Source organism: Nonomuraea muscovyensis (genome assembly GCF_014207745.1).
GTDB lineage: Bacteria > Actinomycetota > Actinomycetes > Streptosporangiales > Streptosporangiaceae > Nonomuraea > Nonomuraea muscovyensis.
Map to the genome: position 1 here is coordinate 797789 of NZ_JACHJB010000004.1, position 14942 is coordinate 812730.

Genomic DNA, 14942 nt, shown 5'->3' on the forward strand with positions numbered 1-14942 from the left:
GCCAGCTAGGCGAAGGGTCACGAGGGGGGTACCCTTCGACTTTTGCATGCCCCCTCCCCCTTTGGAGGTGGAGCGAGAACCGGCGCAGGTACAGCTCAGCATGTTGGTTGCCCTACCGCGTCGTGGCTGTCCTTGCGGAAGGAGGCGAGCCCCTCACTGCGCTCTCCGAGGGGCTCACGGCCCGTTTGACGCCGATTCCCGCTGGTCTGGTGGTCTAGCTCTTGGTCTTGTCCTTGGCCGCTGCTCGCCGCGGTGTGGGACTCTTCACGGTGGTCTGCTGTGGTGCCTGGTCGGGTGTGCGCGGGCTGGTGGTGAGCTCGTGAGGTTCGGTCGCGAACAGATCGGGCCGTGCCTGCACGAGCGGGTCGTCAGCGGGCCACACCTGGCCGTAGGTGAGGCGTACGACGGCGCCTTGCCACCGGACGGCGCCTGCGATCTTCGGGAACTTGTAGCCGCTCATGCTGGTCACTGGTTCTGCAGGATGCGGAAGCCGAGATCGTTCACCGAGCCGGATCCGATGCGCGCCCACGCGAACAGGCCGCGCTGACCGGTCGGGCGGCCGGCGGCGCCGAGCATGTGCGGCACCAGCTCGACTGACATGCCGGCGCGCTGCGCGACGAGGAAGTTCTTCCAGTCGCCGACGATGAGCAGGTTCGCCGCACCAACGGAGCTGGTGAAGTCGGCCATCCAGTCGTTGAGGAAGTAGCGGCGGCCGAACAGGCGCGGGATCGCCTCGTCGGTGAGGTCGACGGTGAAGTTTGATCCCATGGTGGTGCCGAAGTTGCGGACCTCGTTCTGTACGTCGGTGCTCGACATCCAGGCGACGCGGTCGCCGCGGTTGCGGTACTTAATGGGCAGGGCGTCCCACAGCTTGTATAGGTCGGCGGCGACGAATGCGCCGTCTGTGGTGGGCAGCACCTCGACGGCCGCGTTGGCGTCGAGGGCGGTCACGATGCCGGTCGGCTCGTTGACGCCGGTGCCGAGGGTGGTCTTCTGGGAGACGAGCTCCATGTATCCCTCGCGGAGCATCGTCGCGAGCTCGTCGGCGAATCCGGGGTAGTCCATGCCGATTTCGATGGAGAACGGCACGAATCCGCGGGCGGTGTGGACGGGCACCTCTGGCTGGGCGAGCGTTGGCGAGTCGTCGCTGACTTCCGCCCCTTCGGTGTCGAACGACCAGGAGACGCCGGCGGAGGAGACGCCCTTCCAGCTATCGGTGGTGATGGTGACCAGTTGGGCGATGTCGAGGATGTCGTTCGGCGATCCTTGCGCGGTCATGATGATGCTCGGGTCGATGAACACCGGGACGCCGAACCCGCCGGCGGAGTCGGTGCCGCCCGACATGGCGCGAAATTCCTCGAACGCGCGCAGCGCGCGGGACTCGTTCTCGGTGAGGATCGCCTTGGGGTCGGTGGTGACGCGCATGAACGCGGACCGGTAGTCGTCGTTTTCGGTGAGCAGGATGCGGCGGGCGATGAGCGATCCGTCGCACTGCGTGTGGTTGGTCAGGTTCGACCGAACCAGCTTGTCGACCTTGTCCATCGCCGGGGTGGGCAAGTTGAGGTCCTTGTGGCGGTACTCCAGCGCGGCCAGCGCCTTGTCCCGTACCACCTGCGGGCGTAGCGCCAGCGCGTCGGATCCGTCGAACGGGGCCACGCGTTGCATGAACTGCGGTGCGTCCTTGGGGTTGTCGCCAGTCATGATGATCTGCGAGCGGTCGATCTTCACCTCGTCGTGGAGCACTTCGAGCTTCGAGATCTCCTGCATGTGCTCCTTGTACTGGCGCTGCTCGGAGGCGAGCAGGTCACGGCCCGCAAAGGTGGCCGTCTTCATGATGTCGTCCTTGCTGCGGTGGTGCTGGACCAGCGCATCGGTGACGGTCTCAGCGGTGATTTCGTCGATGCGGCTGCGCAGGTCGGCAGCCGTGGGCAGCTTGAGCTTGGGCACCGTGGTTCATCCTTCGGTGTAGAGAACAGCATGGAAGGGTCGCGTCTGTCCCGGTGCGGAGCAACGACGGGAGCGCGTCAGGCGGTGGTGCGTGTCCATGCCCGGTGCCGGGGGGCGGTGCCCCCTTGCTCGGCGGGGGATGGACTGGCGGTGCCCGCATCCTGTGCCTGTGATCAGACTACTCGCCATTGCCGACATTCCCGGCATGCGACGCGAGGTTGAGCGACATCTCGGCGAGGAACTTGTCGGCGTCGGGGGTGCGGTCGAGGAAGTAGTCGAGGACTTTGAGCATGCTGGCGAGCGTCATGCCGGCCTGCTCGGGTGTGGTCAGTTCGGCCAGCAGGGCGGAGACTGCCGGCCAGTCCTGGCGGCGGTGGTGCTGGACGAGCGCGAGGGTACGGCCGTGGATGGCGGCGTACTCAGCGGACATGATGCCTCCTAGGGAGTCGGTAAACCAGTGGAAGAGAGCGGGCCGAAAAACGGGCTGGAACCTCTACGCGGAGAAGTTCGACTGTCTGGGGGTCACGGAAGGGGCACCGCTCGACTTTTGGCCCCGCCCTTCCCGTGTCAACGGCTTGTGGTCGGGCTTGCCAGCTCGTCACGGCCGGGCGGGAAGACGCCGTGCTCGCGGTGCAGGCCACGCATCACCTGAAACATCTGCATCGTGTTGTAGCGAGCCATGAGCTCCTTGGCTCGGCGGCGGGCTCCGGGCTGCCATTCCTTGGGGACGTTGAACGTCTTCTGCACGCCGAGCCGCATGGCGGGCAGTTGCCGTTCCCATTCGGCGTTGAACTCGTCCAGGTCGCGGGCGAGCAGCAGGCCGAGGGTCCGTGGGGGGACGATGACCTCCCCGTCGAGCGGGTCGCCGGGCCGGTCGAGTACGGCGATGTGGGGGAACAGGTCCTCGTATCCGGGGACGGGCAGGGTGGGCCGGGCGGACGTGGTCATGGATGTTGTCTCCGTTCCGCGAGAAAAGGTAAGTAAGCGAGATATGCCTTGTGACCTGCGGTGAGAGCACTTCTCAGCTCGCGAGGTAAGTGCGAGAAAAGGCGTCGGGTTGGACTTAGCTCGCACTTTGCTCGCGAGCTTTGGTGATACGTCCATGCAGGTCAGACGCCTTTTCTCGCCTTCTTTGCTTTACTCGCCAGGTTCGGCGAACGTGAGGACCTTGGCGGGACGGCCCGCTGTCTTGATCTCGTCCTCAGTGAAGCCAGGGAACTCCAACAGGTCCTTGATCAGGTCTGCCCGCTGTTGCCGGTTGTGGTGGCTGAACAGCTTGGTCACGTCCGTCTTCTTCAGGCCGTCCGTGCCCGCGTTCCGGACGGCAGTCATGAGCTTGTCCAGGTCCGGGTTTCCGGTTGAGGTGCCCAGGATGTAGGCAGCGCTTGCGTGGGAGTAGTTGACCAGCGCGTAGCCGGCGCGGAGGTGCTGCTCCTCGACCACCGTGAAGCCGTCGAGGAGGGCGTACACCATGGCCAGACGCCGGCAGTAGGCCGCGGCCCTGGCGGTGAACTCCGCAAGGGGACCGTCTTCCCCGTCGCTGCTCAGTTCGGGGTAGTAGTCCTCTTCCCATAGCTTCTCGGCGCGCCCCGACATGCCCACCGCTCCGCACGCTCGCGCGTGAGCGATGCGGTCACGGAAGGTCTGCGCGTGGGCTTGGACTACGTCCGTCCGTGCGCCGGTCGGCAGGGCAAGTAAGGCGTTGCGGTGGGAGTAGATCGGAAGGAAACGGTTGTAGGTGCCGCCGGCCAACTCGCGGTCACTCAGCCTGAGACGGAACTCCCTCGGTGGGATGTGCGCCACGATGCCGATGTGCGCCCCGGTCGCCACGAGCTTCTTCTTGGTCATGACGCCGAGGTGCTCGCCATCCCAGGCAAGGCGGAGGACGGCGGGCAGGCTGTTGCCCTCGCGGGCACACCGGGCCATCGTTGAGGCGAACTCCAGCTCCATGACGAGTCGCCGCTTGTCTCTGTCTGGGTCGTCGGGGTCATCCTTGACGTCCTCGATAAGCCCTTCCCCGCTGGACAGGCCCGAGGTGAGGAACGGCGCGTGAGAGAACTCCGCATCGGCACCGGCGATGATCCGCATGGCTGTGCCTTTGGAGGCGCCCTTGCGGCCGGAGTTCGTCTTGCCGACGATCATCGTCCAGACGAGAGCGGGGTGCCGGTCGTCGCCGATCTGCACGTACGGCTTGCGCCCCATCATCACGCTTGCGGCAACCAGCAGTGTCGCGAGGACTGACACGGGGTCGGCCTCGGTGGTGGGGTCGAGGTCCCGAACAACCTCGCCGATGAAGCCGCAGAACACGTCCGGATCGGGTGTCGGTCCCGGACGCTCGGGGCGGTTCTGCCCGCTGTACATCGGATCGATACGGTCGCTCACGCGCTCCTCCTGGTGGTCCTGAGCGCGGAGCGCACGGTACGGAGGGCCTCGCGCTGGTCGAGGCCGATGGATTGGGCAACGGTCACCAGCTCGTCAAGGTCGCTCTCGGCGGCGCCGTTCTCCAGTGCACGGCAGCACGCCCAAAACAGGGAGCTGTTGCGGTTTCCCTCGGCCTGCGCGGCCAGCCATGCCGCGAGGCCGGGGATGCCGGCTCCTTCTGGTCGGGGCCGACCGAAAGTCCGCACGGGGGATGTCCGGGGCGGCGCGAGCAGGTCCTTGACGGCTGACCAGTTGAGCATTCCCGCGGCGCTGCCCTCGTGGACGAAGCTGTACGGCCTGCCGTTGACCTCGCTCGGCGGGGCGAGCACATACCCGCCCGACGCCTTGAAGTCGATGTGGTGTGCCTTCAGCCGGCCGCACGCCTGGTCGCTGCCGGCGAAGTAGCCATGCATGCCGCCGCGGGGCGTGGCGACGATCGCGAGAGGCTCGGGGATGAGTCCGGCCCGCTTGAGCTGGTTGAACGCCGGGTAGCCGGTGCCGCTCGGCTCCACGTCAACGTCGAGGACGTCGAATGTTGCAGCGCCAGTGGGGATCGCGACGTTCGCGGCCGGATACCGCGTCCACCAGCGCCGGACATGCTCAACATCGAGGGTCGCGTCCTTGAAGCCGCGCGGGACACAGACGCCAAGCGGCGCCTTCTCCCCGGGCTCGCAGGGGAACACCGGCCAGCCTCGGCCGACGTAGGCGAGGGCGGCAGCCAGCATCTTGGATTCGCTCACGCTGCCCTCCGAGTACGGCGGGCGCGCGGCGCGTGCAGGTACAGCTCGTACTTGGTGCCGCACCGGGCGGTACGGCGGAGCAGCGCGGGGGCCGGCGCCTTGACGCGGTGGGCGTGGTAGTAACCGCACTCGCATTCACTGTCGAGCACGATTAACGCCGTGACCATGCCCCACGCGGGCGGGTATGCGGTTGCGCTGCGAACGAGCGGGAGTTGCCGACCCGGAGTGTTCCGCTTGTCGCCCCCGTTGTGTACCTTGGTCTTGTCGTTGGTGGCCTTGATGGTCATCGAGTTCGAGAGCCGCTCCCTGGCCGGAGCGGCTTTCGTGTTCTCAGGCGGCGACATCGGCGCCCTCCTCGTTGCTCCTGGAGCCACAGAGGATCAGTCGCAGACGCGCGAGCTGCTCTCGGCTCGGCGGCGGCGCCTGGTCGACGACCGCCTTCACGAATGCCTGCATGTCGAGCATCAGGCCGCCTCGCCCCTGGCCTGAGCCTCCAGGCGTTCGACCTCTGTGAGCGGGAACCGCCAGTCGCGGCCGTAGCGGTGGCCCTTGAGCCGGCCTGAGTACACCCAGCGCCGGATGGTGGACGGGTCAACGCGGAACCGCGCTGCCACTTCCTTGGAGAGCAGGTCCTCAGACATGCGTCCCTCCTGTCGCATCGCGTGGATTACGTGCACGACGAGCGTAGCGCATGTTGCAGAGTTTGGTGCAGACCTGGATATGCAGTTATGCCGACCGCCAAAACTGCTAGGTTGGTGGCGTGCCGCAAGCCGTGAAGACGCGCATCAACTTCGAGACCGGGTACGCCGAGACCGAGGGCGGGACCCCGCTTGTCCGGGTAGGCGATCGGCTGCTTCCGCAGCGCATCACCGTGGTGGTGCCTTGTAGAGCAGGTCAGCCACGCATAACAGCTCGCCTGGAGGTGCTGGACGGGATACCGCAGTGCCGGGAACTATCCTTCGCCAGCCTCGAGAACGGCCGGGAGATTAAGCAGCTCGACCTGCGGGACATCAGCATCGCCGACCTGGTCGAACGCACGTTCGCCCTGTTCTCGCAGCGCGTCATCCTTGAAGAGAGTGACCATATGGTCGCGGTGCAAGACTTCGGTAGTGGAGCGCGCGCCGAGGCTGCGCGCATAATCGGCCAAGCACGCAAGGGTAAAGGCGCCCGGAAGATCACGCCGGCCTTCCTCGCTGAAGTGGCGAAGGTATACCGGGAGCACGGGGAAAAGAACCCTACGCAGGCTGTACAGCGTGCCTTTGATGTGAGCCCGCGCATGGCGGGGAACTACATCCGGAAGGCCCGCGACCTGGAGCTACTGCCCGAGGTCACGGACGGTCGACGGAAACGCTAGGCGCGAACCCTCCACTCGACTCGGATGTACTTCGGGTCGAAGTATCCCCACTCTTTGCCGTACTCGGGCGTCCACCCCTCGGGACGCCCCAGCTTCCCCGGCAGGATGATGACGCGCATGATCTGCGATATGACGGCTCGCCGACGGTCGAGGTCGAGGCCATCCCAGACGGCTTGAGGGTCACCCTTGCGGAACGGCGCCAACGCAGTCACGCGGGCTGCGGCAGCGTCGGCCTGGTCGAGCTCTGAGCGACGCTGAGCGGTCTTCTCGTTGGCGGCGATGAGCTGAGCTTTGGTCATCTGGCCGGCCGCGAACATCTCGGCGGCCTCCTCGTCACGGATGCGCAGCGCTTCACGCTCAAGGACACGGGCCCGCGCTGCGGAGTCGTCCCCCTTCCGCTCGAACGCCTCGACGGCGCCGGGACGGGAGAGCCACTCGACGGCCAGCATGGACACGTACCGGTCGAGGTGTATTGGACTGCGAGCTACGTGGTTACGGCCGGCGGCACACCGGTAGGACGGAACCGTCTTCCGCTGACCACCCTTGCTTAGGCCCGCGGTCGCGACAACAACTGTTGTCTTCTCCTCCTCCGCCTCGACGCAGATGCCACACTCATAGAGCCCTGAGCCCATCCACCGACGCTGCGGGCCGGGTGTCGTCCGTCGAGACGGGTCGTTGAGCAGCGCGACGATGGCCCGCCACTTGGTCTCCTCGATGATCGCTGGCCACTTCGCCGGCCCGACGATCTCGCCGCGGTGCTCCATCAGGCCAGCGTTGCGAGGCCGCAGGAAGACTCTCCGGACGCTGTTGGGGGTCCACTTGCCTCCGGTGGCCGTCGTCACGCCTCGGGCGTTCCAGTCGCGCACAACAGCATGGACACTCAGTCCGGACAGGAGGTCGTCTCCCCTGGCGTCGAGCTCGGCGGCCTCCGTAGTCCGCACGGTCACCCCGTCAGGCTCGAACCCGAACGGCCTACGTCCCCCGAACCACTCGCCGGCGGCGGCCTTCTGCAGCTTCTTCGCCTGCTGGCGCTCGCTCATGTGCTCGACCTCATATCGTGCGAAGTTGCCAAGGTTGCGGGCGTTCATTCGGCCGGCCGGCGTGGACAGGTCGAGCTGACCAGTCCGCACGGTCTGCGTGTCGACGCCGTGACGCTCCACGATCTGGATGTACTCCTCTAACTCCGTGGGCGATCGGTGGAGTCTGTCGGTGTGCCAGGCCAATACACCGGTTGCTGAGCCTGCTCTGAGATCCTCAAGCATGCGTTTGTAGCCGGGCCTCGGCTTGCCCGAGTAGGCGGACATGTCGTTGTCGTCGTAGACCGCCACGACGTTCCAGCCGAGGCGAGCGGCGAGATTCTCGCAGTCGATTCGCTGCCGTTCAACGCCTAGACCTGCGCCGATACGGTCCCGAGAGATGCGGACGTAGATGATCGCGTCACGTTGCATAGCGTTAACTATGCCATAGCTTGACATTCGTTAGATCGAACTGGCTGCCTCGCTTGGGCAGACTCGCCGGAAACAGGCTCACGGTGATGCGGGCGTCGGGCCAGGGATAGTGGCTGTTGACCATCGCCGACCTGACCCGTTCGCGCGCCTCGCTCAGGGCCGTGTCGGGGAGGCCGATGAGGTGGATGCCGGCCAGTCCGTTGCCGACGTCGGCCTCCACCTCGACCGTACGGCCGGTCACTCCGACCAGGGCGACGCTGCGGGTGCGTGCGACCGCCATCTAGACCACACCCCGGACGTGACGCAAGGAGTAGTCGCCCGCGAAGCGCTCCAGGGCGATGACGTCGACCCTGACCGTGGGGAACGTACGCGGCTGGGACGCCAGCCACTTCGCGGCCAGCATGCGCAACCTGCTCAGCTTGGCCGGACGAACGGACTCCAGCGCCGTGCCGTGGGACCTGCCCGACCTGGTCTTGACCTCGACCACCACCAGTGTGGAGCCGTCCTCTGCGATGACGTCTATCTCGCCGTGACGGCAGCGCCAGTTGCGTTCGATGATCTTCATTCCCTCGGCTTCCAGGTAGTCGACGGCTAGTTGCTCGCCGTGTCTGCCGAGGTCGTTCTTCGCGGCCATGTGCCACCTCCGGGCACGACCTTCGCCCAGTGGGGGCAGGGGCGGGGCTCGCGAACGGGGTTCTGGGGAAAAGGTCGCCGGAGAGTCGGAAGGTTGTGGACAACGCCGGGTTCAGCGGCACGTGGGCGGCCTGGTGGTGGGCCTGGGTCCAAGCCTGGACAGAAGGCACATGGCTGGGCCCGGCGTCCGCGGGGGCGGTTCTGTGGTGGTTCGCTGCGGCTGCGTCTTTTCTCAACAGCCACTTGTTTCAAGAGCCGAAGGGCTACCACCACCGTGTTCTCCGCGTCGGGACATGCGTGCATGTCGCACGTGCGATCAGCGGGCTACGGGTGTGCGGTGTAGTTCGTGATACGGGAACGACGCGGCCGAAGGCGGGTTAGGAGGTGGATCCCGGACGCGGGCGGGTTCCAGGTACGGAACGAGAGGCGAGGGATGCCGGACGTGAGGTCGGTGCAGAGCCTGGGCGCCAGGCGGCTGACGGACGCGGACGAGGAATGCCGGACCTGAGATCGATGCGGAGCCTGGGCGCCAGGCGGGTGACGGACGCGGACGAGGAATGCCCGACCTGAGATCGATGCGGAGCCTCGGCGCCAGGCGGGTGACGGACGCGGACGAGGAATGCCGGACCTGAGATCGATGCGGAGCCTCGGCGCCAGGCGGCTGACGGACGCGGACGCGAGAGGGTGCCAGACGAGTGAGCGACCCGAACCCGAAAGGGTCCCAAGACGAGTGAGCGACCTGGACGCTAGGAGGGCCAGGCGCGAGCCGAGGGGGTGCCGACGCGGGCGTGAGGCGGGTTCCGGGAGGCGGACGTGCCGGAGGCGGACGTGCCGGAGGCGGACGTGCCGGAGGCCCACGTGAGGCGTTGGGTGTCGGGGCCGTGAGCACGCGCGGGGAAGTTCCACGTCGTCGCGCACGCGGGTGAGGGTCGCGTGCGAGGTGGGCGGGCGCGGAACGATCGCCTTGGGGCGCGCGCACCGGGGGCCTGCATCGGACCCCCGGGTCGGACCCCGGGTCGGCGAGCGTGCACGAGTGGGCAGGACGGGTGGCCGGGGTGCGGATGCGGGCCACCCACGATCAGCCGCATCGGTCACGCCGCCGGTCAACACGTCGGGAGGCGCTCCTCGTCGCCGCAGCGCGGCGCCGAGCCGGGAGGCCGGCGCGCGTTCGGGCGCCAAAAGGACGAGCCAACAGGACGATGTGTGATCCGCCCGGACCACGCGACCACCGCGCAACGCCCGGAAAGCCCCCAGCGGTCAGCCGGAGGAGCCCTCCGGACGCGCCGGTGTCACTGGGAGAAGCCCTCCTTCGGCATTTCCAGGTCGGCCTTGGACAGTTCCTCCACGTTGACGTCCTTGAACGTGACCACGCGGACGTTCTTCACGAACCGCGCCGGACGGTACATGTCCCACACCCACGCGTCCTGCATCTTCACGTCGAAGAACACGTCCCCGTTCTCGGCGGTGCGAACGTCGAGGTCGACCGAGTTGGTCAGGTAGAAGCGCCGCTCCGTCTCCACGACGTAGGTGAACAGTCCGACGACATCACGGTATTCGCGGTAAAGCTGCAGCTCCATCTCGGTTTCGTACTTTTCGAGATCCTCTGCGCTCATCGCGGTCCTCCTGTCGTACCGGTCCCCCGGTGTGCCTGGTCAGGCAACCCCGGCCCCCATTTCATTCTCGCCCATCTCTCTGGCCACCGTGACGAAGGAGAAACGGTGGTGCGGGCACGGGCCGTGCGTCTCCAGCGCCAGCCGGTGTGCTGCCGTGACATATCCCTTGTGGTCGGCGAAACCGTAGGCGGGGAATTCGGCGTCGAGCGTAACCATCAGCCTGTCCCTGGTCACCTTGGCCACGATCGACGCCGCCGCCACGCAGGCCGCCACCTGGTCCCCCTTCCACACCGCCAGCGACGGCGCCGGCAGGCCGGGCACCGGGAAGCCGTCGGTGAGGATGTACTCCGGGTCACAGGTCAACTGCGCGACCGCGCGCCGCATTCCCGAGATGTTGCTGCGGTGCAGGCCTCGGGCGTCGATCTCGGTGGGCGGGATGACGATGACGCCGACGTGCGCCGACCGGATGATCTGGTCGTAGAGCCGCTCGCGCGTGGCGGGGGTGAGGAGTTTGGAGTCGTCGAGGCCGACGATCTGCCTGCGCAGGACGACGGCGGCGACGACCAGCGGCCCGGCGCAGGCGCCCCGGCCGGCCTCGTCGACGCCGGCGATCGGGGTGAGGCCCCGGCGGGCGAGCGCGCGTTCGTAGGCGTAGAGTCCGGAATCGCGCCGGACCACGCTCGGGCGGGGACGGAACGCAACTGTCATGACAGAGGCAGCGTACGCCCCAATCGCCGCAAACCGCGACCGGAAACCCGGCCTGGCGGACCGTACGAGACCGCCGGGAACCCCTACCTGGCCGGACCTCCGGCGAACAGGCCGGGGTCCCGGCCTACCCGGAGACCGGCCAGAACCATCGGCGAGCGTCCGACTGGTCCGGGGCTGGACCGCACCCGCCGACACCCCTCCGGGGGCTGCCCACGACCCCGACAGACGGTACTGCCGCCTCACGAGGGACGCACCCCGGCCGGAGGGGGTGACACACCTGGCGGCGTGTGGGCCTCCCCCTGCCTGGTGGCTCAGCCAGGCGATGGTGCGACATCACCGGAGCCTCCGGCTCGGTCCGCACCCGGGCTCGACCGAGGGCGGACGGACCCGTAGGGGAGGGGCTACTTGACCTTGTCGAAGGTCTCCGGCCTGGTGAAGATCAGGCCGCGGGAGAGCGGCCAGTAGCGCATGACCGCCTTGCCGACCACCGCCTCCTCGGCGATGAATCCGCCCCCCGGATCCTTCGTGTGGCTGCGCGAGTCGGCCGAGGCGCTGCGGTGGTCGCCCATCAGCCAGAGCTTGCCCGGGGGCACCTTGACCTTGAACTCGTCGCCCGACGGATAGTCGTCCGGGTACAGGTAGGAGGACTCGTCCAGGGGAGTGCCGTTGACCGTGATGCGCCGCTTGGAGTCGCAGCAGACCACCGTGTCACCCCCGACGCCGATGACCCGCTTGATGGTGTCCTCGCCGTTCCAGCCCTTGAAGACGATGATGTCTCCGCGTTCGGGCTTGCCGGAGAGCTTGTTGACGAACACCCGGTCGTTGATCTGCAGGGTGTTCTCCATGGACTCGGACGGGATGTAGAACGATCCCACCACGAACTGCTGGAGCAGCAGCGCGATGCCGACGCCGAGTGCCAGGAGTAAGACGGTCTCGCGGAAGCCGCCCTTTTTCTTCTTCTGCTGCACGCCCTCCGCCTTCTCGGTGTCGGCCATCAGCGCCCCTTGCGCACCCGGCGTCTGCGGACCAGAACCAAGGGTACGGCCAGCGCGAACCCGGCGACGAACGGCGTGGCTCCGCCGAGCGCCTGCAGGGCGGGCTGGGCGAACGTGTCGGGGATGGACAGCGTCCCGGCCCGGGAGAACGGCCACACGATGACGAACGCCCGGCCGATGACCTGGCTCTCGGGGATCGAGCCGCCGCCCGGGTCGCCCTGGTGGGCCCGCGAGTCGAGCGAGACGGCGCGATGGTCGCCCATCACCCACAGGTGCCCCTCGGGCACCTTGACGTCGAAGAACTTGTCGGAGGGCTCGTTGCCGGGGAAGAGGTAGCTCTCCTCGTTGAGCGCGACGCCGTTGACCGTGATGCGGCCCTTGGAGTCGCAGCACTTGACCTGGTCGCCGCCGAGGCCGATGACCCGCTTGATGTAGTCCTTCTCGCCGGGGACCACGCCGAACGCCGTGCCGACCCAGCGGAAGAACGCCGCGATGGGGTTGGACGGCTCCTCCAGCTGGAACTCCTGGTCCCAGGAGTCGACGCCGGAGAACACCACCACGTCACCGCGCTCGATGTCCCGCGTGTGGTAGACGAGCTTGTTGACCAGGACGCGGTCGTCCTTGAGCAGGGTGTTCTGCATCGACTCGGACGGGATGTAGAAGGCCTGGATCACGAAGGTCTTGATGATCAGGGCCAGCACCAGCGCCACGACGACCAGGACGGGAAGCTCCTTCCAGAACGACCCCTTCTTCTCCTTGTCGCCTTTCGCCGGCTTCTGAGTCTCTTCGGCGACCACGTCCACCTCGTCCTCGACAGGGCGGCGCGCGGCGCCGTACTCCTGGCTCTCGCTAGTCATCGCTGATGAGCCTAGATGATGCACCGGCCCGACAACGCTCGACCGACGTTACACCCGCGCCCGAGTCGCTCCACATAAAGAGAAGTGCCCCGATAAATGCGGATGGCCCGCGCTGAGCGCGGGCCACCGAGCGGGACGGAACCGTGCCGGGTGGGCACGAGCCGTCGAGCGGACGGTCGTGCCGGAGTGGGCACGTCCCGTCGAACGAGCGGCCGCGCCGGGATCGGCGTGGCCGCTCAGGTGGACGGCCGTGCCGCTCCGGGCGGCACCTGCCGTCGGTCAACGCCTGGTCACTTGGCGGGAGTCGCCTCGCGCTTCTCGCGGATGCGGGCGGCCTTGCCGCGCAGGTCACGCATGTAGTAGAGCTTGGCGCGACGCACGTCACCACGGGTGACCCGCACGATCTTCTCGATGACCGGGCTGTGCACCGGGAAGGTGCGCTCGACGCCGACGCTGTAGCTCACCTTGCGGACCGTGAAGGTCTCGCGGGCGCCGCTGCCCTGGCGGCGCAGGACGAAGCCCTTGAAGACCTGGATACGGGATCGGTTGCCTTCGACGACTCGGACGTGAACCTCGAGCGTGTCACCAGGGCGGAAGTCCGGCACATCGCTGCGCAGGGTCGCCTGCTCGAGCTCCTGGATCTTCGTGTGCATGAGAGCTGTCCTCAAAGTCTTGCCAGCACGCGGAGGTCCACCCGGCCGGAGCTCGCGGCGGACACGCCTGCTGATGTGATGAGCCCGGGATCGATCCCCGGGCATGACAGACCAACCAAACGACGGTTGGCAACGCCTCAGTTTGCCATATCTTCCGGACCGACGCGAAACGACAGCTCCTGGAGGACCTCACGGTCGCGCTTGTCGAGCGTCGCGGGGTCGAGCGCCGCCGCCAGCTCGGGCCGGTTGGCGACGGTACGGCGCAGCGCCTCGTCGCGCCGCCACCGGGCGACCTTGCCATGGTGGCCGGACAGCAGCACGGAAGGCACCTCGTGCTCGCGCCAGACGGGGGGCTTGGTGTAGACGGGCCCTTCGAGGAGGTTCTGCATCGCGCCGGGGGCGAAGGAGTCGTCGACGGCCGAGTGGGCGTTGCCGAGCACGCCGGGCAGCAGCCTGCCGACGGCCTCCACCATGACCAGCACCGCGACCTCGCCGCCGGCGAGCACGTAGTCGCCGATGCTCAGCTCGTCCACGCGCAGCCGCGTGCCGTACTCGCGCATGACCCGCGAGTCGATGCCCTCGTAGCGGCCGCAGGCGAACAGCAGCCACGGCTCCGCCGCGAGCTCCTGAGCGACCTCCTGGGTGAACGGCCGGCCGCTCGGCGTGGGAACGATCATGCGGGGCGCCCCGTCGCCGATCACCGTGTCGATGGCCTCGCCCCAGACCTCGGGCTTCATGACCATGCCGGGCCCGCCGCCGTAGGGGGTGTCGTCGACCGTCTTGTGCACGTCGTGCGCCCAGTCGCGAAGCTGGTGCACCCGCACGTCGAGGATGCCACGTTCGCGCGCCTTGCCGATCAGCGAGACGTCGAGCGGCGCGAAGTACTCGGGGAAGATGGAGACGATGTCGAGCCGCATGGTGCCCGGTGCGGGGCGTTCCATCACAGCAGCCCCTCGGGCGGGTCGACGACGAGCCGCCCGTCCTCCAGGTCGACCTCCGGCACGAGCGCCTTGACGAACGGGATGAGCGCGTCGTCCTGCCCGGCGCGGGCGACGACCAGCACGTCCTGGCCGTGGTGCAGCACATCGGTGACCTCGCCGACCTGCTCGCCGGAGGTCGTCACGACCGTGAGCCCGATGAGCTGGTGGTCGTGGAACTCGTCGGGGTCGTCGGAGGGCTCCACCTCGGCGGAGTCGATGACGAGCATCGTGCCGCGCAGCTGGTCGGCGGTGTCCCGATCGGCGACGCCGGCGAGCACGAGCAGCAGGTTGCCCTTGTGCCAGCGGCGGCCCTCGATGACGATCGGGCCGCGGCCCGGCGGGTCGGTGGCGATCGACGCGCCCACGGCGAAGCGCAGCTCGGGATCGTCGGTGCGCACCTCCACGGTCACCTCGCCGCGCACTCCGTGCGGGCGGCCTATCCGTCCGACGACCAGCTGCACGTGAACCTGCCTTCTCTCACCCGATGTCTCCAGCATGGACGCCCGTCTTCACGGGCGTGGAAATCACCTCGTACGCGGCGAACGCCGCCCTGGGCGTCGCGCCTCCGCCACGGGCAGACGTTCCCCTTCGCG

19 protein-coding genes and 1 pseudogene are annotated in these 14942 nt (G+C 67.7%); 1 reads left to right on the forward strand and 19 read right to left on the reverse strand.

Translation table 11 applies throughout. From position 1 onward, the window contains the following. Window positions 1-214 precede the first annotated feature (214 nt). From FHU36_RS41450 to FHU36_RS41485, 9 genes are all read right to left on the reverse strand, one after another. Window positions 215-469 carry a hypothetical protein gene (locus FHU36_RS41450; RefSeq protein WP_185089554.1) on the reverse strand — a complete coding sequence of 85 codons (255 nt, stop codon included), beginning with the start codon at window positions 467-469 and terminating at the stop codon, window positions 215-217. Further along, window positions 466-1947 (reverse strand): phage major capsid protein, encoded by a 1482-nt coding sequence (locus tag FHU36_RS46675; protein WP_185089555.1) that lies wholly within the window; start codon window positions 1945-1947, stop codon window positions 466-468. The genes FHU36_RS41450 and FHU36_RS46675 overlap by 4 nt, the downstream gene beginning before the upstream one ends. 178 nt (window positions 1948-2125) lie before the next feature. Next, window positions 2126-2377 (reverse strand): hypothetical protein, encoded by a 252-nt coding sequence (locus FHU36_RS41460; RefSeq protein WP_185089556.1) that lies wholly within the window; start codon window positions 2375-2377, stop codon window positions 2126-2128. Between the two features lie 137 nt (window positions 2378-2514). Continuing rightward, on the reverse strand, window positions 2515-2895 hold the full coding sequence (locus tag FHU36_RS41465) for a hypothetical protein (protein WP_185089557.1): 381 nt from the start codon (window positions 2893-2895) through the stop codon (window positions 2515-2517). Between the two features lie 189 nt (window positions 2896-3084). Further along, window positions 3085-4329: a hypothetical protein gene (locus FHU36_RS41470; RefSeq protein WP_185089558.1), complete on the reverse strand. Its 1245-nt coding sequence runs from the start codon at window positions 4327-4329 to the stop codon at window positions 3085-3087. Further along, window positions 4326-5108, reverse strand: coding sequence for a bifunctional DNA primase/polymerase (locus FHU36_RS41475; protein WP_185089559.1), 783 nt, complete (start codon window positions 5106-5108; stop codon window positions 4326-4328). Before FHU36_RS41475 ends, FHU36_RS41470 begins: the two co-directional genes overlap by 4 nt. Next, on the reverse strand, window positions 5105-5452 hold the full coding sequence (locus tag FHU36_RS41480) for a hypothetical protein (RefSeq protein ID WP_185089560.1): 348 nt from the start codon (window positions 5450-5452) through the stop codon (window positions 5105-5107). The genes FHU36_RS41475 and FHU36_RS41480 overlap by 4 nt, the downstream gene beginning before the upstream one ends. Continuing rightward, window positions 5439-5573: a hypothetical protein gene (locus FHU36_RS46105; protein WP_281394607.1), complete on the reverse strand. Its 135-nt coding sequence runs from the start codon at window positions 5571-5573 to the stop codon at window positions 5439-5441. The genes FHU36_RS41480 and FHU36_RS46105 overlap by 14 nt, the downstream gene beginning before the upstream one ends. Further along, window positions 5573-5749, reverse strand: a complete 177-nt coding sequence (locus tag FHU36_RS41485; RefSeq protein WP_246503245.1) for a helix-turn-helix domain-containing protein — start codon at window positions 5747-5749, stop codon at window positions 5573-5575. The genes FHU36_RS46105 and FHU36_RS41485 overlap by 1 nt, the downstream gene beginning before the upstream one ends. A 119-nt stretch (window positions 5750-5868) precedes the next feature. Between FHU36_RS41485 and FHU36_RS41490 the strand changes: the two genes are divergently transcribed. Beyond that, a complete protein-coding gene (locus tag FHU36_RS41490) occupies window positions 5869-6462 on the forward strand; it encodes a hypothetical protein (protein WP_185089562.1) in 594 nt (197 codons plus the stop codon). Here the strand turns inward: FHU36_RS41490 and FHU36_RS41495 are convergent. The 10 genes and pseudogenes from FHU36_RS41495 to rimM form a co-directional block, all read right to left on the reverse strand. Then, window positions 6459-7910: a recombinase family protein gene (locus FHU36_RS41495; RefSeq protein WP_185089563.1), complete on the reverse strand. Its 1452-nt coding sequence runs from the start codon at window positions 7908-7910 to the stop codon at window positions 6459-6461. The genes FHU36_RS41490 and FHU36_RS41495 overlap by 4 nt on opposite strands. 31 nt (window positions 7911-7941) lie before the next feature. After that, window positions 7942-8190: pseudogene (locus FHU36_RS41500) on the reverse strand (magnesium chelatase domain-containing protein); the annotation flags it as partial. Further along, window positions 8191-8544 carry a YraN family protein gene (locus FHU36_RS41505; protein ID WP_185089564.1) on the reverse strand — a complete coding sequence of 118 codons (354 nt, stop codon included), beginning with the start codon at window positions 8542-8544 and terminating at the stop codon, window positions 8191-8193. Window positions 8545-9832: 1288 nt separating this feature from the next. Then, on the reverse strand, window positions 9833-10156 hold the full coding sequence (locus FHU36_RS41510; protein WP_185089565.1) for a DUF2469 domain-containing protein: 324 nt from the start codon (window positions 10154-10156) through the stop codon (window positions 9833-9835). A gap of 39 nt (window positions 10157-10195) precedes the next feature. Continuing rightward, window positions 10196-10864, reverse strand: a complete 669-nt coding sequence (locus FHU36_RS41515) for a ribonuclease HII (RefSeq protein WP_185089566.1) — start codon at window positions 10862-10864, stop codon at window positions 10196-10198. Between the two features lie 401 nt (window positions 10865-11265). Next, window positions 11266-11859 (reverse strand): signal peptidase I, encoded by a 594-nt coding sequence (gene lepB / locus FHU36_RS41520; protein ID WP_185089567.1) that lies wholly within the window; start codon window positions 11857-11859, stop codon window positions 11266-11268. Beyond that, entirely contained in the window at window positions 11859-12716 is an 858-nt protein-coding gene (gene lepB / locus FHU36_RS41525) for a signal peptidase I (RefSeq protein WP_185089568.1), read from the reverse strand. The genes lepB (FHU36_RS41520) and lepB (FHU36_RS41525) overlap by 1 nt, the downstream gene beginning before the upstream one ends. A 290-nt stretch (window positions 12717-13006) precedes the next feature. After that, entirely contained in the window at window positions 13007-13369 is a 363-nt protein-coding gene (rplS, locus tag FHU36_RS41530; RefSeq protein WP_185089569.1) for a 50S ribosomal protein L19, read from the reverse strand. A gap of 137 nt (window positions 13370-13506) precedes the next feature. Beyond that, window positions 13507-14286: a tRNA (guanosine(37)-N1)-methyltransferase TrmD gene (trmD, locus tag FHU36_RS41535; protein WP_185089756.1), complete on the reverse strand. Its 780-nt coding sequence runs from the start codon at window positions 14284-14286 to the stop codon at window positions 13507-13509. A gap of 23 nt (window positions 14287-14309) precedes the next feature. Then, complete coding sequence (rimM, locus tag FHU36_RS41540; RefSeq protein WP_185089570.1) at window positions 14310-14810, reverse strand: ribosome maturation factor RimM; 501 nt, start codon at window positions 14808-14810, stop codon at window positions 14310-14312. Window positions 14811-14942: the final 132 nt, after the last annotated feature.